This is a genomic window from Sphingobacterium hotanense (assembly GCF_008274825.1).
Lineage (GTDB): Bacteria > Bacteroidota > Bacteroidia > Sphingobacteriales > Sphingobacteriaceae > Sphingobacterium > Sphingobacterium hotanense.
Window position 1 is genome coordinate 2,840,891 of record NZ_CP030848.1, and the last position, 19,072, is coordinate 2,859,962.

Here is a 19,072-nt window from a genome sequence, read left to right on the forward strand (position 1 = left end):
ACCAATTATGAAGAGAACAATTTTTAAATGGACACTAGCAAGTCTTATGATCGGTTTCTTCGGTCAACAGGAAAGCATTGCCCAAACAAAAGAAAGTCAATATAATTATAAGGAAGCTTTCAACCCTATATTCTACAGTAACAACGGATCGCCCTATCGTTCGGCTTCAGGAAAACCGGGCCATCAATACTGGCAGAACGCGGCGAGCTACGATATAAAGGTTAGCTTGAACGACCAAACACATGAGGTTAAAGGAACGGTCAAGATATCGTATACCAATAACAGTCCGGATGAATTAGCATTTATCTGGCTTCAGATAGAACAAAATCTCTTTAACCAGGAATCCATCGGACAGGCAACTGTTCCCTTGAGCAACAGCCGATATGGCGATGCTGGCTCAAGTTTCAATGGCGGTTATACGTTAAGCAATATCAAAGATCAAAGCGGCAAAGAACTGAAAAACAGTATAAACGATACGAGAATGCGTATTGATCTGCCGACTCCGCTCGCGGCAAATGGTGGAAAGACTGAGTTTAGCTTAGATTTCTCTTATATCGTGCCGGAATACGGCGCCGACCGCACCGGAATACTTCCAACCGCAAATGGCGACATTTATGCCATTGCGCAATGGTATCCTAAGGTAGCTGTTTATGACGATGTGTTAGGATGGAACAGCCTGCCCTATACTGGACCTGGCGAATTCTATATGGAGTACGGAGATTTCAACGTTGAAATTACCGCCCCGGCAAACCATATCGTCGTGATGGGCGGCGAGCTATTAAACCCGCAGGACGTTTGGACCAAGGATCAACTAGACCGTTATAACAAAGCAAAAGACAGCGATAAAACGGTCCTTATCCGCTCCGAAAGCGAAGTTAGCAATGCTAATTCGCGACCACAGAAGAAAACGCTGACTTGGAAATATCGTTTAGAGAATGCGCGTGATGTCGCTTGGGCTTCATCGAAAGCCTTCATCATCGACGCTGCGAAAATCAATCTGCCGAGCGGCAAAAAGTCGCTAGCGCTTTCAGCATATCCGAAAGAAAGTAATGGCGGCAACGCATGGGAGCGATCGACAGAATATACCAAAGCGTCCATCGAATACTATTCAAAGAAATGGATGGAATACCCCTACCCGGTTGCTATCAACGTAGCATCGAATGTCGGAGGTATGGAATACCCTGCGATTGTATTCTGTGGAAACCGCGCAAAGGCGGCTAGCCTCTGGGGCGTTACTGACCACGAATTCGGGCATATCTGGTTCCCGATGATCGTCGGTTCCAACGAACGCTTGCACGCATGGATGGACGAAGGATTTAACACCTTCATCAATGAACTTTCAACTGAAGTCTTCAACAAAGGGGAATACAACCGCCCAATGGGAACTAAAAACTCGATGACACAAGTATTGATGAATCCTGCATTAGAACCCGTGATGACTACCCCTCAAGGTATGAAGGAAAGAAATATAGGTATCCTAGCCTACTATAAACCTGCCTTCGCACTAAGAATATTGCGTGATGAGGTTTTAGGTGCAGAACGATTCGACAATGCTTTCAAAAAATATATCGAACACTGGGCATATAAGCACCCGACTCCCGATGATTTCTTCCGTACAATAGAAAATGAGACCGGCGAAAATCTTGCATGGTTTTGGAGGGGTTGGTTCCTCAACAACTGGGCTTTAGATCAAGCAATTACAGACGTTCATTACCAAGATTTAGACCCAACGAAGGGTGCAATAATCAGCATCAGCAACTTAGAAAAAATGGCGATGCCAGTCGTAATCGAAGCGACAACTGTTAGCGGCAAGAAAGTGCGTACTAAATTGCCTGTAGAAATTTGGGAAAGAAACCAATCATGGCGATTTTTGTTGAATACTACAGAGAAGCTTACTTCAGTAAAGATCGATCCGGATGGCGTTTATCCAGATAGCAATCCTGAAAACAACAGCTGGAAATCAAAATAAGAATGAAAAATCTTAAGAAAATATACATCATCGCCCTATTGCTCGTCAGCAATATAGGCATACTATCTGCCCAACAAATTAAAGGTTTGGTGTTCGATCTCGAAAGCAGTCAGCGATTGAGCGATGTGCAGATCGAAAACATCAGCAACAATAAATCAACAACAAGTGCTTCTGACGGAAGTTTTACGATAGACGGAAAAAAGAATGACTACCTCGTATTAAGAGCGAAAGGCTATGATCGAGATACCGCTTTCATCTACCAGGACGGAGTTTCTAGAATTTATTTAGTGCGCGATAAGAGTATTATCCGGATTGATGAAGTGACAGTTACCCGTATGACGGATAGTCGCCTGAACACCGAGATTGAAAAGGCAAAAAACAACAGCAAGGCAGTTGAAACAAGCCAAAACCGTGGGGGATTACGTGTCTCACCATCGCGCTTATTCGGGAAAGAAGCACGGATCGCAAGAAATAGCATCAAGATCCTTCAACTTGAACAAGAACAGCGTTTAGTGGACCGTACATTTACGGACGAGCTAATCTTATCTCTGATTTCGATGCCAAATGATCAATTGGCTCTGTTCAAAGATAAATACCGACCTAGCTATGCATTTATCAAACAGGCAAGAAAAGAAGATTTGACCGCTTACATATTAGATTCATTCGCGAAGTTCAAAAAGCAGTAAGTCAGTATACGGTCAAACTACAACATATATCAATTGTTGTATAAATGCCTTGGCCGATCATGTCCGCCAAGGCATTTTTATCTAAAAGCAAATACATATGAAAGTAGCATTAATTGGAGCCACCGGCTATGTGGGTTCTCATATTTTAGAGGAGTTAGTTTCAAGGAACATCGAAGTAACTGCAATTGCTAGAGATGTTGAAGAATTAAAAAACAAAGATCATGTATTAGCCGTTCAAGTCGACATCAATGAAGAAGGCCGTTTGGCAAGCGCGTTGAAAGGCAACGATGCTGTGATATCAGCATATAACGCCGGCTGGGGCAATCCGAACATTTATGATGTTTTCCTAGTTGGAGGACGAAACATATTAGAAGCTGTGAAAGATGCGGGTATCAAAAGGCTTATTATTGTCGGTGGCGCGGGAAGCCTTAAAGTAGAAAACGACGAGCGATTAGTCGATACGGCTGGCTTTCCGGGCGAAATTAAACCTGGTGCATTAGCCGCAGCTGATTATCTGGAAGTCGTAAAACGGGAAGACGAATTAGATTGGACTTTCTTTAGCCCTTCCATCGAAATGAATCCCGGAAATCCAGGAACGCGCACAGGCGCATATAGAACAGCAATCGGACATCCCGTATTCGACCATGAAGGCAGAAGCATTATATCTGTCGAAGATGTTGCTGTTGCCATCGTAGATGAGCTAGAAAACAATCAATTTATCAAAAAGCATTTCTCGGCTGGCTATTAATTTAGCTAGCCAGCAACTTGCTAATCTTTAAGTAGCCTACCTCTAGCCTGTCCTCTACCGTATCTTCTGCAATCTCATACTGCAGCTGATATTTTTGTTTAAATTCCGCTTGTAACAGATCCTCTATCTGATAGATATCGTCTACATCGATACCATATTTATCATCAATATGTGAAGATTCATAATGCTTATAAAACGTGGACTCCTTCGCAATTTTACTAGCTTCAGCCAAATCATTCGCAACGACTAAGGTTTTGTAATGATATTCTTCCATATCGTTGGGCTTATAGCCTCCCAGATTTACAAAGAACAGCTTCAAGACGTTTGTCGCTTTTGTTTCTGACTTGTCAACGATGCGAACCTCATAATTTCCAACTCTCGTTACCTTACGCCAGGAGTCGATGTGCATTTTCCCCTCCAGCGCCGGCCAAAAACTATTCATGTAAGGAACCAGATCTTTTAGTTCATTAGCAATACCAAAGAACACATCGTGTTGCTCCGTAAATCGACCTTCCGGCTTACCGCCGAGTACCAACATAAATAAATTCATACGTAGAGTATTTTAATATTATCCGCACTTTATTTTATTAAAAATATAAGTTTTAAATGAAAATTGACTCAAATCATTTGAGTTATTTTAGGAACAGTCTCGTCAATATCATATCAGAAGAATACCTTAAATAGAGCCGGGGTACCCTATCAGATATGGGCTCATTTACCTCAAAACGCCAAATCCTTAACTAAAATAATTTTTCGAGCAGACTTGCTTTGCCCATTCCCCTTTCAAAGCCCTTTCAAACCCAATGTATAACCCAATCAGAACCGCTTCCAATTGGGTATGAAAGGGTTGTGAAAGGGTCATGATTAATTACCAAGCTGAAGCAGATCTGTGTTGGATTAAGAGGTAATATCTGGAGGATATTAAAATATGCATGATGGAATTATGCATATGTAAGAGCCCAATAGTTTTACCAATTTTCAGCACGCCATTGACAGCAATTCGTTGAATGCTACTGCATCATTTTGCAGAAGAACTATTGGCAATCAAACTATAATCCCCAGCATCAACGTTAAAAGAATAATCTTACTTCGAGTTTTGTTTGCACGCTCAAAAAAGAGTTGCGAAAGTTTCGCAGGTATTAAAAAGAGAAAGGGATGCAATCTGGCAATTACATCCCTAACTATTAACCAATTATAAACTTAAATTATGAGACAGCAAATATAGAAATATTTCTACAACTGTTCAAATAATTTTGCATGTTTTTGCATGTTTTATTTATCTATCGACCTCACCAAGCACAATATCGATCGATCCTAATATCGCGATCAAGTCAGCAATCAAGACACCTTTCCCCAATTCAGGCAAGACTGAAAGGTTATTAAAGCTTGGTCCTCTTGCTTTTACGCGCCTTGGAATATCTGTTTTTTCTGCTGTTACGAAATAGAATCCGAGTTCGCCTTTGGGGTTTTCTGCGCGAACATAATAATCTTGCGCTTTTAGGTTGACTTTCTTCGGAACCAGTGCCCGCGGGTCGAATTCTGTGGTCCGTTTAAAATCAGATTGCAGTCGTGCGATACATTGCTCAATGATTTTAACAGATTCCTTTACTTCATCAACACGGACTTTATAGCGGTCCCAACAATCGCCTAATTTTCCCATCTCGCCTTTTCCAACAGGAATTTCAAAATCTAGCTCCGGATAGACCGAATATGCATCCACCCTTCTGAGGTCCCATTTTACACCTGAAGCACGAAGCATTGGACCCGTACAACCATAGTTGATGGCTACGTCCGCCGGCAATACACCAATATTGGCGGTCCGGGAAATAAAAATTTGATTATTGGAAAGCAGGTCGTCCAATTCGACCAACTTAGGCTTGAAATAGTCTATAAATTCCTGACAACGTTCTTCGAAATTGACGGGAACATCGTAAAAAAGACCACCTATCCAAATATAGTTATACAACATTCTGGATCCTGATGCCCATTCCAGCATATTCATAATATGCTCGCGATCGCGGAAACACCACATAAAGGGTGTAAAAGCACCAATATCGATACCATAGGTTCCGATAGCAATAAGATGTGATGCAATACGATTAAGTTCGCACACTAAGACGCGAATGTATTCGATTCGCTTGGGTATCTTTTGATCAATTCCGAGCATACGTTCTACTCCCATGACGAAAGCATGGCTGTTGTTCATAGACGCCAGATAGTCCAATCGATCGGTAAAGGGAATGCTTTTCGTATAGTTTATGGACTCGGCATGCTTATCAAAGCACCGATGTAAATATCCGAGATGTGGGATAATATCTTTTACGATTTCCCCATCTGTGATAAGCTCTAGCCGAAGTACGCCGTGTGTAGAGGGGTGCTGAGGGCCCATATTGATAACCATCTCCTGTGAGGAGACGCTTGCGATTTTCTGTTCGTAATTTCGTAAGCCTGCTTCGTATAAATCTTTACCCATCTTACTTAACTGTTATGCCGTGAAAAGTTTCTGGATCTTCATAATCCTTGCGTAGGGGATAGCCTTGCCAATCATCAGGCATCAGTATTCTTCGCAAATCAGGATGTCCTTCAAAGTAAATCCCCATCAGATCGAAGGCCTCGCGCTCGTGCCAATCTGCGGTACGCCAAATCTCGGATACCGAAGGTAAGCTAGGTAAAGCATCTGCCCGTCGTTCATTCTCTAGCTTCACCTTTAATACCAATTGTTTTTGATAAGGGATCGACGTGAGATGATAGACCACTTCGAAATAATTCGCCGGATAATAGTCGACCGCAGCTATATCTGCAAGCAGATCAAAATAGTAACCTTCCGTATCCCGCAGATATAGACAAACCTGTTTTAAGGAAATAGGATTGATGTATAGCGCAGGTTGCAATCCGCTATCCTGAACCTCCAGCACTGCATCTGCATGAATATGCCTCGCAAGATCGGTATGAATTTTTTCAATCATATTAAGGCGCTATACGTTTTACTGTCCACTTTTCGCTGTTTGCAGTGTACACGATACGATCGTGCAAGCGACTACTCCGACCCTGCCAAAACTCTACCCTGCTCGGCTTCAGAAGATATCCGCCCCAATTTGCAGGACGAGGAATATGATCGCTGTCTGCATATTTTTCCTCAATCGCCTTGACGCGATTTTCCAACTCCGCTCGATCTGTCAGATCATGGCTCTGCGGTGATGCGATGGCACCAATTCGAGAACCACGAGGACGCGATTCAAAATACTCGTCGGAGTCAGCTGCCGGCAGTCTTTCAACTTGCCCTTCGATACGTACCTGACGTTGCAGCTCCGGCCAGAAAAATAAAGCGCTAACCGATGGATTCTCATCCATCTCCTGCCCTTTTCGGCTTTCGTAATTAGTAAAAAAACTAAATCCGTTTGCTTTGATATCCTTTAACAGGACCACGCGGGAAGAAGGTTTTAGATCGCTGTTCACAGTAGATAGAACGAGCGCATTGACTTCGATAACCTCGCTGTGGCGAGCCTCGTTGAACCACTTTTCAAATTGTTCGATGGGATTTCCTAACACATCCGATTCGCTTAAGCTACTCAGCGCATAGTCCTGACGAATGGCAGCAATCTCCTTATGTTGAATCGACATAGTAGATATTTTTATTCCTACAAACTTAACAAAATAGCGAACTTTTTGGCGTTTTATTGGTAAAATATATAGGTATTTAGAAACGATTTACAACTTTATTATATAAATTTGATACAAGGCAACATCGATTTAATTATGTTCAACGAATTTATCCCCAAACGTGGAAGCTTGATTTTATCTGAACCTTTTATGCTGGATCAGAATTTTGAGCGCTCAGTTATCCTTCTTTGCGAACATGACATGGAAACAGGAACCGTTGGTTTGATTCTTAATCATCGATCTATGTTATACTTATCTGACGTGATTGAAGGGATGGATAACACGGAAGTACCGCTGTACTTTGGTGGCCCCGTAGAAGGTGATGCATTATTTTTTGTACATAAGGCCTATGACAAGCTCATGAGTGGCAATCACATTATTGACGACTTGTATTGGGGTGGAGATTTTGATCGCCTAAAGGACTTATTGAATGAGGGACTGATCAGCAATGAAGAGGTAAAGCTTTTTCTTGGCTATTCAGGTTGGTCACCAGATCAACTGAATAACGAGATTCAGCAGAACTCATGGGCCGTTCACAACTCTTTCAACATTGATTTAGCATTTATCACAGACGGTGAAGACCTTTGGAAAGAGGCTATTATCAGCATGGGACCGAAGTATGCGCATGTTGCAAACTTCCCTAAACGTCCTGAATTCAACTAAACTAGAAACAAACATACAACATATGAAGAACACTATTTCTAAGGCGCTATTTTGCGCTGCTGCCACTACGTTAGTAGCGTGCAATGGCGCAAATTCTGCAGGATCAAACCCTACAGATACAACAGCACAAGATACCACGAAACTACCACCGGTAGAGACGAATAAAGGAAACACAGATTATAAGCCTGCTTTTGAAGGACAGACTCGTATTGCGGGCGTAAAAACGACAACTGCCTTTGCAGGCAAAGTTGTTGCCGAAGGTTTGAAAAGCCCATGGGGCATTGCTTCACTCCCTGATGGTCGTCTATTGATCACAGAGAAAGAAGGCACTATGCGCATTGTGGATCCCGCAAGCGGGAAAGTATCACATGCAATTACAGGTATTCCAAAAGTAGATGCACAAGGACAAGGCGGTTTATTAGGGATTACATTGGATCCTGACTTTGAGAGCAACCGCATGGTTTACTGGGTATTTGCGGAGCCTGTTTCTGGTGGAAATCACACCGCTGTAGGAAAAGGCAAGCTTTCTGCAGATGAGAAAACTATCGAAGGAGCGAGCGTAATCTACCAAGCTCTACCTACTTATAACGGCAAATTGCATTACGGTGGCCGTATTATTTTCGACAAAGATGGAAACTTATTTGTTTCCACAGGTGAGCGTTCTGATTTAGAAACTCGCCCACAATCGCAGCATTTAAACTCTGCATTGGGTAAAATTGTCCGCATAACGAAAGATGGAAAACCTGTTGCCGGCAACCCGTTTGAAGGACAAGCAGATGCCAAACCGGAGATCTACAGCTATGGACACAGAAATACGCAAGGTTTGGCCTTCAACCCGGTTACAGGAGATTTATGGAATTCGGAATTTGGACCGCGCGGGGGTGATGAAATCAACATCGTGTCGCCAGGAAAGAATTACGGCTGGCCAACAATCACCTATGGTATAGAATATAAAGGTGATGTAATCGGTAACCCTCCAATTCAGCAAAAAGAAGGATTAGAACAACCGGTTTATTATTGGGACCCTGTATTGTCGCCGAGTGGAATGACTTTCTATACCGCGGACAATGTTCCGGAGTGGAAAAACAACCTATTTATAGCCGGATTGAGCAGTACACATATTGCTAGATTGGTGATTAAAGACAATAAGGTTGTCGGTGAAGAGCGATTACTACAATCAGAAGGTCAACGATTCAGAGATGTGATTCAAGGTAAGGATGGCGCACTATACGCCGTTACGGATTCTGGAAAAGTATATAAAGTAGACAAACAATAAGTTAGTCTTATCGATTAACTGATATCGAAAAGCGGGTTGCTGTATAAGCAGCCCGCTTTTCTAGTTTTACAAACCCTTGCGTTTCTCGTTGATACACTACAAATAAATTAGGTAATAAAGTTGCTACATTTTTTTATTCCATGAAATAATATATAGACAGCATTAAGAACCTAACTGACAAAAAGCATAAACTATAAACATTAGGAAATTTATTTTCCATATATGTTGTAATTATAATCTAAAAATTATTTACATTGCGGAATGTTACTTGATTTAATGAATAAAGTTAATCTTTCTAAGTTTAGAAACTGTTGAAATGAATATTGATTCTATTATTAATTTTTTCATATTAAGAAACAAATAAGTTTTTTTATAAAATAAAAATGGACGTTATTTCTTTTATTTGACTTATATTTGAAATACACACCAACAAACGGATAATGTTTAAAATAATATAACATTACTATTTTTATAATTTAATACTTAATATTACGAAGTAATCCGGTTTATTCGGTGCTATAAGACGCATCTCTTTTTATTAAAGAACAATATGAATTCAGTTGAGAAACTTTTTATCAATCCCACTAATAAAAACCAAAAGCTCGCTCGCACTGCGAAGAAAAAATTCAGAGTGCTGCAGGCCGTATATTTATTAGACCGTGCTTCAGTTAATGAGCTGATGCTAAGTCTAGACCTAAGCTTCCCTACCCTAAACGCATTAATCGTTGATTTACTAGAGCAAAAACTGATTACCCAACACGAGCGTGGCGAATCGATCGGCGGTCGCAAACCTAATTTGTATCAGCTCAAGAATGAACTCTTCCGAATACTATGTATCGAAATGGATCGATTCAACTGTAGTCTTTCGTTTATTGATAATAACGGCAATTTATTGGCAAAAACCGTAAGATATCCATTGATGCTTAGCCGAGACGTGAGCAACCTTCCAGCCTTTATCGATATCATCCGAAAATACGTGGCTGATCAAGGCATAGAATGGCCCCAAGTCACCGGTCTTTCCATCTCGATGCCCGGACTTATTAATAAGGATACCGGCGAGAACTATACTTTTTTCCATGCAACAAACTTCAACTTACAAACCCACCTAGCCGAAACTTTCAATAAAACAACCTGCATTACGAATAGCATCAACATCGCTTCTATTGCAGAAATGCACTACGGTTTGTTGAAACATCGAGAAGAAGGTTTAGTGGTATTGATTGATTGGGGCGTTTCAGTAGGGATTATCTCGAAGGGTAAGGTTTTCCAAGGCAAGCATGGCTTTGCTGGCGAAATGGGCCACATCAGCTTTGTTGAGGACGGCGAACTTTGCTATTGTGGTAAACGTGGCTGCTTAGAGACTGTAGCTTCTGGCACTGCCTTAGTCAAGCGTGCGAAAAACGATATTGCTAATGGCACGCCGACCTTAATTACCAATATGTTTAATGATCAAGATCTTAGACCTATAGACATTCTCAAAGCCGCAGTTGATGGAGATCAATATGCCATAGAGTTAATCTCGGATGTAAGTGCACATTTAGGTAAAGCGATAGCTCAATTTCTGCAGGTTCTGGATCCTGAATGCATTGTACTGTCCGGAAGCTTTGCATCCGCAGCCTCGCTGATTACCAACCCAATACAGCAGCAGATACAAACCTATACTATGGGCAAAATATCGAAAGACTGTGAGTTATTCGTTTCGGAATTATCAGACAAAGGTGCAATTCTAGGGCTTAGCCGGTATTTTATCGAGAAATACTTCGCCGACAAACTGAAGCTTGCGTAAAACGGAAGGAAAATAGACTTTCCAATAATATTATTAAGGTTAGGTTAGGGCACAATTACCATTTTGTCATTTTCCTAATTTTAGAATGCCTTAAATTCGTATTCTACAGCAATCTTAATACCTTTGCGTATTAATTCAATACTATGAGAGTACTTAATTTAAGGTCTTTCAACATTCTGTTGATTTCCACCTTATTCCTGTTTGCTTCGTGTAAAACCTCGTATTACCAAGCCACAGTAAGCAACAAACAAATGCTTGCAATCGACAATAGTATTGCCGAAGACAGCAGCATTCGTAATTATATCGAACCTTATAAAGTTCAGTTGGATGTAGCGATGAATCGAGTTATTGGTTTAGCACCGGAAAACATGATCCATAATCGTAATCTTCCCGAAACCAACTTAAGTAATTTCTTTATCGATGCGTTATTAGCGATAGGCAAGAAAATAGATCCGGAAGTGTCATTCTCCTTAGCCACTAAAGACGGGATTCGTTCAAGCATTAAAGAAGGCGATGTGACGGTCAGAACGATCTTTGAGTTAATGCCTTTTGAAAATTACGTCACCATACTAGAATTAAAAGGCTCCGATGTGATGACATTGGCTAATTTTATCGCCAAGAGCAATGGCCAACCTGTAGGGAATGTTAAAATAAAGATTAAGGACAAACAATTGGTCGACTTTAGAATTAATGATCAGCCAATCGACCCGAACAAAACGTATAAATTGGTTACTTATGATTTCGTGGCGAATGGCGGGGATCACGTTGAGGGCTTGAGCAACCCTATTCAGTTGCACACCTCGACCGAGCGTGTTCGGGAGGCTTTAATCAGTCACATTGAAGAGTTAACAAAATCGGGTAAAAAAGTAGAAGCGAAATTAGATGGAAGAGTTGAAATCATTAAATAGACGAGCATTTTTAAAAAGCTTGGCCGCACTAGGTGCAACAGCGAGCTTAGGAAGTCTTCCATTGGAAAGCTTTGCGAAAGCAAAGGATATTAAATTGACTATTCTACACACCAATGATGTACACAGTCGTGTCGAACCATTTCCTATGGACGGGTCGAGATTTCAAGGTTTAGGAGGCGTTGCACGCCGTAGCACCCTCATCAAAGAAATTCGCGCCGCAGAAGATAACGTATTACTATTTGACGCAGGCGATATATTCCAGGGAACCCCCTATTTCAATGTATTCGATGGACAGGTGGAATTGGAATTGATGTCGAAACTTGGTTATGATGCTGGAACCTTCGGTAACCACGAATTTGACAATGGCCTCAATGGTCTGTTGAAGCATTTTGATAAAGCTAATTTCCCTTTTGTGTCTTCAAACTATGATTTCACCGGGACGGTTATGGAAGGAAAAACAAAAGATCACCTAATTTTTGAAAAACAAGGAGTTAGGATTGGTGTTTTCGCTGTAGGCGTGAATTTGGAAGGACTGGTAGATCCGAACAGCTATAAGGGCATGAAGATTTTGGACCCCATCGAGGTGGCAAACAAAATGACGCCTTTCCTGAAAAAAGAAAAGAAATGTGATTTAGTGATCTGTCTATCCCATATTGGTTATAGTTATGATACCGATCAGGTATCAGATTTAGTGTTAGCAAAGAACAGCCGCTACATCGATTTGATTATTGGCGGTCATACGCATACTTTTCTAGATAAACCAACCGAGGTTAAGAACCTAGACAACGAAGTCACGCTAGTTAACCAGACTGGTCGTTCCGGGGTAAACCTTGGTCGCGTTGATTTTATTTTGAACAAGCAAAAAGGTACTAAAAAGGCCGTTGCACACAATTACATCATCGACGCAAGTTTGGATAAAAAATCATTTGCCTAATATTATTACTTCTTAAAATAGCGTAACGTATTGAAATCACTTCTTAGACTCTATATAAATTCCTATAAGGGCTTATCTCCTGCAGCTTGGTTATTGGCATTGGTCATGTTGATCAATCGTACCGGTTCTATGGTAATTCCTTTTTTGGGGATCTATATGTCTGAGGAATTGCATTTCAGCAAACCTCAAATCGGTATTGTGCTAGGCTGTTTTGGGTTGGGTTCTGTATGTGGATCTTGGCTTGGTGGATGGTTAACAGATAGACTGGGAAGCTATAAAGTTCAGATTTGGAGCTTAATAGGTGTAATTCCCTTATTTCTTATCCTCCCTAACTTCCGAACGTTTGAAGGTTTAGCATTCATGATCTTCAGTCTTTCTTTGGTTGCCGATGTGTTTCGTCCGGCAAACTCGGTTTCTGTAGCTCGATATGCCAAACCCGAGAATATTACGCGAGCTTATTCCCTAAACCGCATGGCGGTCAACTTAGGTTTCTCCATCGGCCCTGCTTTAGGTGGATTCCTAGCTGGTTTTTCTTACGATTGGATCTTTTATGGTAATGCAATCGGCGCTGCTGTTGCTGCTGTTGTTTTTGTGTATTTCTTCCGTAATCGTGCTCCCAAGTCGAACCTACAGGATGTACATAAGAAAAGCCTTGACAAAGATGAGGCGCCTGAGCGGAGCGCCTATAGAGACGGCTTATTCATCATCTTCAGCGTTTTCTGCTGTTTTTTCTCCATGGCGTTCTTTCAACTATTAGGAACCTTATCGCTATTCTATAAAGAAATCCACATGTTGAATACCGGACAGATAGGCTTGTTGTTAGGATTTAGTGGATTCGTGATTGTGCTTTTTGAAATGGTTTTGGTGCATTTGGTAGAGCATCGATTCAGTGTTCGTCAAATTATGTTATGGGGCACAGCAATTGCCGGGGTGTCTTATCTGATGCTGAATATTGATTTCGGAATTGCATGGCTATTCTTTGCTATGTTCTTATTGTCAACCGGAGAGATGCTGACCCTACCTTTTACCGCAACTGTGGCGATTCAGCGAGCGGGAAAAAGAAATCAAGGCGCGTATATGGGGCTAAACTCACTGTCCTTTGCAACCGCAAATATCTTTGCGGCTTATCTTGGAACTTATTTGGCTGAACACTATGGCTACTCCACACTGTGGTTAGTGACCGGATCGACTTTGATCATATGTGGATTTGGCTTCTATTGGATTATTGGGAAGATGAAAACGGTTTAACCTACGTTGCGCTCATAGGGCACCCGTGTCGCAATAGAGCGACCTAAGGTAATTTCATCCACATATTCCAATTCACCTCCGAACGAAATTCCGCGTGCAATGGTGCTAATTTGAATTTGAAACTCACGAAGCTTACGGTATAAATAGAATATGGTGGTATCCCCTTCCATGGTTGCACTTAGGGCTAAGATTACTTCCTGAATTTCCCCCTTACGAACGCGCTCAACAAGACCTTCTATTTTCAAATCTGCAGGTCCAACGCCTTCCATCGGTGAAATCAATCCGCCCAACACGTGATAAACACCATTAAATTGATTGGTATTCTCAATTGCCATCACATCCCTCGTATCCTCTACTACGCAAACTAAACTATGGTCGCGCTTTGGAGAGCTACATATTTCACAAACATCGTGATCAGAAATATTAAAACATGTCTTGCAGTACTTAATATCGCTTTTCAAGCGATCTAAAGAATCTGTAAAACGCGAAACATCCGCATCGGATTGCTTTAGTAGATGCAAAACTAACCGTAACGCAGTCTTCTTCCCTACCCCCGGCAACTTCCCAAACTCCTCTACGGCTTGTTCTAATAGTTTAGATGAAAAATTCATTCTTCAAAATTACGAAATAATAGCAAAAAAATGTGGTTGTATCATTAACGATATCAACCACATTCTATTATTCGAACATGATTCTTTGAAAACCTTAGAAGTCTCTATAATCCCATGTTCCTCGGTATGGTCTAGTTTTTAGATTATTGGCATACGCATTATCAAACTCTTCTTTTCTAGGATCCCATTTCAATGGTTTTTGAAGCTGATAAGCAATGTTTATTGCATTACATACCGTAGCAGTGCGATGACCAATTTCAACGTCGCATATTGGTTTAGAACGCTTTTTAATCGCATCTACAAAATCCTTATAATGGTTTTCCGAATAATAGACTTTTCTGTCCTTTTCAGGGATTACGAGCTTTGGTAAATTCTCCTTGTCAGATGTTAAAAACTCCCGCGATACCTCAATCTTACCTTCAGTTCCTAAGAATTGTATGGCATTAAATTTTCCCCAAGACTTATGGTGCACTTTAATTCCATTCTTATAGGTATAATACAAACCCTCTTTTGCGTTCGCTTGATCTGGCGGAGTAAATGACACTGGCCCTGAGTGATCCATATCGAGTGCCCACTGTACAATATCAAACATGTGTGCTCCCCAGTCTGTGATGTATCCACCGCCGAAGCCGTGATACAGACGCCACATAGCCCACTCCTTAGCATCCAGCAACGGACTCAAAACCGGATGATATCCCCGATAGAGAGACGGTCCAACCCACATATCCCAATCTAAATGCGCTGGCGCCTCTAACCATGGCAAATCACATTCTTTTACTGGTTCGCCAACCGAGACATTCACCTCTTTAATATCACCAATGTAGCCGTTTCTGATTAAATCAGCAGCTTGACGGAAGTTGTAATACGAGCGTTGCATACTACCTGTTTGCAATACTCGCTTGTATTTTCGAACCGCATCGACCATCGCTCTTCCCTCATCAATACTAAGGGCAAGCGGTTTCTCGCAGTAGATGTCCTTCCCTGCTTTTGCAGCATGAACTACATGAAGGGCATGCCAATGATCCGGCGAAGCGATAATGACAGCATCAACATCTTTACGCCTTAACAACTCACGATAATCCTTATAGCCTTGCACCTGATGTCCTGATTTTTCAGCATTGGCCTTATTCGCGTTTTCTAGGAAGCGATTGAGTTTGCTGCTGTCGACATCAGCGGCAGCCACGATCATCGTCTCTGGCAGGGCCATATGCCCTCTGAGAAGCGTCCCGACTTGCTTCCCAACACCAATATATCCCAAATTGATTCGATCACTCGGGGCTATAAAACCATTTCCCCCTAGCACGTGCCTTGGAAGTATAGTAAAGGCTGCTGCACCAAGTACAGTAGAGCTAATAAATTTACGTCTGTTCATTGTTAGGTTTAGTTGTTGTCTTTAATAGGTTTATTTTCCTAAAACTAATTAAAGGCTGACAATTTTCAAAATTGGGCATATCATTTGACTAAATTTTCTGGATAAAAACAACTGTTTAACGTTCGGAAATCATTAGGAAAACGTTATATTACATCGAAGCTCCCGTATGGTAAAGGGAGGCTGAAAGGAATAAATTATTAGTATGATAAAAGACGATAAAATTAGAAACTCCTTTGCCAATAAAAATTGGCAGGAAATAAAAGTAAAAGACTCTTGGCAAATCTTTAAAATCATGTCGGAGTTTGTTGATGGATTTGAAAAATTAGCGAAGATTGGTCCCTGTGTTTCCATATTTGGATCGGCCAGAACGCCCGATGAGCATAAATATTATCAGATGACGGTAGAGATTGCACGACTATTAGCAGAGCGTGGTTATGGTGTTATTTCGGGCGGTGGACCTGGTATTATGGAGGCTGCGAATAAAGGAGCCTACAACGCTGGCGGAAAGTCGGTGGGTTTAAATATTGAGCTTCCACACGAGCAATTCCATAACCGTTATATCGATCGCGATAAACTCCTTGAGTTTAATTATTTCTTCGTCCGCAAGGTGATGTTCATGAAGTACTCACAGGGATACATTGTTCTTCCTGGAGGCTTTGGTACCATGGATGAGTTGTTTGAGGCAATTACGTTGATACAAACCGGCAAGATTGCCCGCTTCCCGATTGTATTGGTCGGATCAGAATATTGGAGCGGTTTATTCGATTGGATTACCAATACGATGCTAACCAACAAATACATCTCAGAAGAAGACCTGATGCTATATCGTCTGGTAGACACAGCGGAGGAAGCGACCGAACATATCTTCCGATTCTACGATAAGTATTTATTGAAACCAAACTTCTAATCGAAAAACGAAGAAATGTCACATACAGATTTAAAGAGCTATTTGCTGGGTAAATGGAACCTTAGTTTTCGAGGCTCTCAAATTGCCGGTAATATCGAAGCTGATTTCCATGCAGAATGCGAAGGTAAGACGTATTATCAGTTTAACGAGGATCAGACAGGTTCGGACAAGTTTTACATCTATTCCGATGGTTCCTGCGAGGAGCAGCCTAGCAGCGATTTCTCCTGGGACCTGAGAGATAATATCCTTGTCCGCAATGAAAGTATTTCTGATGAGGATTTTGTTGCAGTCGCTGAATATGAAGTGTATCCCATTGATGAAAATGAGATGGAATGGCGAATTCAGATTCTTTCAGATGATGAGGAAGAAGAACAGGTGTTTATGATGAAATGGCGAAGGGTGGAATAGAATAACGACTCCCTCAAAAAAAAGAAGGTGTCTAAAAAGGAGGGCACTGAAAAAGTCCCCTTAGAAAAAAAGGTTAAAAAAGGGAGTCGAAAACTACAGTTTTCTGCTCCCTTTTTCGTATTTTAAGGTAGGCTTTAATGGACATTAGGATGCTCTCTACCCAACAAAAAATACAGTTCAGTTCCTATTCAGGATTGTACGATATTATCGTACCAAAAGATAATCTACTTCGAAAAATCAACGATCTTATCGATTTCAGTTTTATCTATGACGAGCTTTTGGCTAAGTATTGCCAGACGAATGGCCGTACAGCGGAGAGCCCTATCAAGATGTTCAAATACCTTCTGTTAAAAACGATCTACACCGTTTCGGATGTAGATGTCGTTGAACGTTCCAGATATGATATGTCCTTCAAATATTTTCTTGAAATGGCACCAGAGGAGGATGTGATCAATTCAAGTTCGCTTACCAAATTCCGCAAACTACGATTAAAAGATATGGATCTGTTGAACCTGTTGATCAATAGGACCGTAACGATTGCTCTTGAAAAAGGCATTATAAAATCAAAGTCTATTATCGTAGACGCGACCCATACCGTTTCCAGATCGAATCCGCACACAGCATTGGCAGTACTCAGGGAACGCTCCAAACTATTAAGAAAAGCGATATATCAGATTGATGGGGAATACAAGAGGAATCTACCACAAAAGAATGAATCCAACGACCTGGATCAAGAGCTTGCTTATTGCAGGGAATTACAGAGGGTCCTTGATGAAGATCAATCTATCAGTGAAATACCGGCTGTGAAAGAAAAGCTGAATCTGTTGAAGGAAACCATTGAAGACACAAAAGAATACTATCTGCTCTCTAAGGATGATGAGGCCAGACTTGGACACAAGTCAGTGGACAGCAGTTTCTTTGGCTATAAAACACATCTGGCGATGACTGAGGAACGCATCATTACAGCAGCGGTCGTTACTACAGGCGAAAAAGGTGATGGCCCTGAACTACCTAGGTTATTAGAGATCAGCCAGCAGAATGGAATGCAAGTGGATACAATAATAGGTGATGCCGCGTATTCGGGAAAAGAAAATCTTCAGGTGGCAAAAGAACAAAACATTGATATCATCGCTAAATTAAATCCATCCATTACCCAAGGCTTTAGGAAAGATAAAGACAAGTTTGACTATAATAAAGATGCGGATATGTTTGTTTGTCCCGCAGGACATTTGGCCATCCGCAAGGCGCGTCAGGGAAAGAAGGAACAAGGTACAAATCAAACGGAGACCTATTACTTTGATGTGGAGAAATGTAAGGTCTGTCCTCTTAGGGAAGGATGTTACAAGCAAGGGGCCAGAACCAAATCCTATTCAGTCTCCATAAAATCCGAACTCCATAGGGAGCAGATGGCTTTCCAGCAAACCGATTATTATCGAAGCAAGTCTAAGCAAAGGTATAAGATCGAGGCCAAGAACAGTGAGCTCAAGAATGTCCATGGCTATGGCAGAGCTGATGCTTATGGAATCCATAATATGGAAATGCAGGGCGCAATGGCCATCTTCACCGTAAACCTGAAAAGAATCCTGAAATTGATATAAAAAGGTGAGATATTGCCTCAAAAAAGCCTAGATGGGATGCTAAAAACTCAAATAGCAAGTCCTAGTCGCTTACACCTTCAATAAGCTCATAAAAAACAAACTTCCAGAAACCCTTTGAACAAAAATGACCGAGTAGGGGAAAACCTATACTCAGTCATTTCTTTAAGTCTCATTAGAAAGTTGAGGCTTTTTCAGTGCCCTCCTAAAAAGGCACCTTCTTCTGTTTTATAGCTTTTGCGATTTCATTACTGTTTTCATTTTTGAGTTTTAAGCAGTAAGTCGATATTTTATGGTTTTA

18 protein-coding genes are annotated in these 19,072 nt (G+C 41.3%); 12 read left to right on the forward strand and 6 right to left on the reverse strand.

Annotated features, from left to right (window positions below):
* The first annotated feature begins 7 nt into the window (after positions 1-7).
* The 3 genes from DSM08_RS11960 to DSM08_RS11970 all read left to right on the forward strand — a co-directional run bounded on the left by DSM08_RS11960 (position 8) and on the right by DSM08_RS11970 (position 3,403).
* Entirely contained in the window at positions 8-1,969 is a 1,962-nt protein-coding gene (locus tag DSM08_RS11960) for a M1 family metallopeptidase (RefSeq protein WP_149526375.1), read from the forward strand.
* 2 nt (positions 1,970-1,971) lie between these two features.
* The gene (locus DSM08_RS11965; protein WP_149526376.1) at positions 1,972-2,655 is read left to right on the forward strand and encodes a hypothetical protein; all 684 of its coding nucleotides are present in this window, start codon (positions 1,972-1,974) and stop codon (positions 2,653-2,655) included.
* Positions 2,656-2,752: 97 nt separating this feature from the next.
* On the forward strand, positions 2,753-3,403 hold the full coding sequence (locus DSM08_RS11970) for an NAD(P)-dependent oxidoreductase (RefSeq protein ID WP_149526377.1): 651 nt from the start codon (positions 2,753-2,755) through the stop codon (positions 3,401-3,403).
* A 1-nt stretch (position 3,404) separates the two neighbouring features.
* Here the strand turns inward: DSM08_RS11970 and DSM08_RS11975 are convergent, their stop codons facing one another.
* The 4 genes from DSM08_RS11975 to pdxH form a co-directional block, all read right to left on the reverse strand.
* On the reverse strand, positions 3,405-3,953 hold the full coding sequence (locus DSM08_RS11975; protein WP_149526378.1) for a DUF1543 domain-containing protein: 549 nt from the start codon (positions 3,951-3,953) through the stop codon (positions 3,405-3,407).
* Positions 3,954-4,679: 726 nt separating this feature from the next.
* On the reverse strand, positions 4,680-5,876 hold the full coding sequence (locus tag DSM08_RS11980) for an NADH-quinone oxidoreductase subunit D (RefSeq protein WP_149526379.1): 1,197 nt from the start codon (positions 5,874-5,876) through the stop codon (positions 4,680-4,682).
* A 1-nt stretch (position 5,877) separates the two neighbouring features.
* Entirely contained in the window at positions 5,878-6,369 is a 492-nt protein-coding gene (locus tag DSM08_RS11985) for an NADH-quinone oxidoreductase subunit C (protein ID WP_149526380.1), read from the reverse strand.
* Between the two features lies 1 nt (position 6,370).
* A complete protein-coding gene (gene pdxH / locus DSM08_RS11990) occupies positions 6,371-7,024 on the reverse strand; it encodes a pyridoxamine 5'-phosphate oxidase (RefSeq protein WP_149526381.1) in 654 nt (217 codons plus the stop codon).
* 135 nt (positions 7,025-7,159) lie between these two features.
* Here pdxH and DSM08_RS11995 point away from each other — a divergent pair, with 135 nt between their 5' ends.
* The 6 genes from DSM08_RS11995 to DSM08_RS12020 all read left to right on the forward strand — a co-directional run bounded on the left by DSM08_RS11995 (position 7,160) and on the right by DSM08_RS12020 (position 13,878).
* On the forward strand, positions 7,160-7,726 hold the full coding sequence (locus DSM08_RS11995; protein WP_149526382.1) for a YqgE/AlgH family protein: 567 nt from the start codon (positions 7,160-7,162) through the stop codon (positions 7,724-7,726).
* 22 nt (positions 7,727-7,748) lie between these two features.
* Positions 7,749-9,002, forward strand: a complete 1,254-nt coding sequence (locus DSM08_RS12000; protein ID WP_149526383.1) for a PQQ-dependent sugar dehydrogenase — start codon at positions 7,749-7,751, stop codon at positions 9,000-9,002.
* 550 nt (positions 9,003-9,552) lie between these two features.
* On the forward strand, positions 9,553-10,788 hold the full coding sequence (locus DSM08_RS12005) for an ROK family protein (RefSeq protein ID WP_149526384.1): 1,236 nt from the start codon (positions 9,553-9,555) through the stop codon (positions 10,786-10,788).
* Positions 10,789-10,931: 143 nt separating this feature from the next.
* Positions 10,932-11,696, forward strand: a complete 765-nt coding sequence (locus tag DSM08_RS12010; RefSeq protein ID WP_149526385.1) for a 5'-nucleotidase C-terminal domain-containing protein — start codon at positions 10,932-10,934, stop codon at positions 11,694-11,696.
* Complete coding sequence (locus DSM08_RS12015; RefSeq protein WP_149526386.1) at positions 11,671-12,630, forward strand: metallophosphoesterase; 960 nt, start codon at positions 11,671-11,673, stop codon at positions 12,628-12,630. The genes DSM08_RS12010 and DSM08_RS12015 overlap by 26 nt, the downstream gene beginning before the upstream one ends.
* 30 nt (positions 12,631-12,660) lie before the next feature.
* Positions 12,661-13,878 (forward strand): MFS transporter, encoded by a 1,218-nt coding sequence (locus DSM08_RS12020; RefSeq protein WP_149526387.1) that lies wholly within the window; start codon positions 12,661-12,663, stop codon positions 13,876-13,878.
* On the opposite strand, the gene recR is transcribed toward DSM08_RS12020, so the two are convergent.
* Both recR and DSM08_RS12030 read right to left on the reverse strand, forming a co-directional pair.
* Positions 13,875-14,489, reverse strand: coding sequence for a recombination mediator RecR (recR, locus tag DSM08_RS12025; RefSeq protein WP_149526388.1), 615 nt, complete (start codon positions 14,487-14,489; stop codon positions 13,875-13,877). The genes DSM08_RS12020 and recR overlap by 4 nt on opposite strands.
* 94 nt (positions 14,490-14,583) lie before the next feature.
* Positions 14,584-15,861: a Gfo/Idh/MocA family protein gene (locus DSM08_RS12030; protein ID WP_149526389.1), complete on the reverse strand. Its 1,278-nt coding sequence runs from the start codon at positions 15,859-15,861 to the stop codon at positions 14,584-14,586.
* 202 nt (positions 15,862-16,063) lie between these two features.
* On the opposite strand from DSM08_RS12030, the gene DSM08_RS12035 reads away from it, so the two are divergent.
* The 3 genes from DSM08_RS12035 (at position 16,064) to DSM08_RS12045 (ending at position 18,774) form a co-directional block, all read left to right on the forward strand.
* A complete protein-coding gene (locus DSM08_RS12035) occupies positions 16,064-16,768 on the forward strand; it encodes an LOG family protein (protein WP_149526390.1) in 705 nt (234 codons plus the stop codon).
* A gap of 15 nt (positions 16,769-16,783) precedes the next feature.
* Entirely contained in the window at positions 16,784-17,176 is a 393-nt protein-coding gene (locus DSM08_RS12040) for a lipocalin-like domain-containing protein (RefSeq protein ID WP_149526391.1), read from the forward strand.
* A gap of 149 nt (positions 17,177-17,325) precedes the next feature.
* On the forward strand, positions 17,326-18,774 hold the full coding sequence (locus DSM08_RS12045; protein WP_149526622.1) for an IS1182 family transposase: 1,449 nt from the start codon (positions 17,326-17,328) through the stop codon (positions 18,772-18,774).
* Positions 18,775-19,072: the final 298 nt, after the last annotated feature.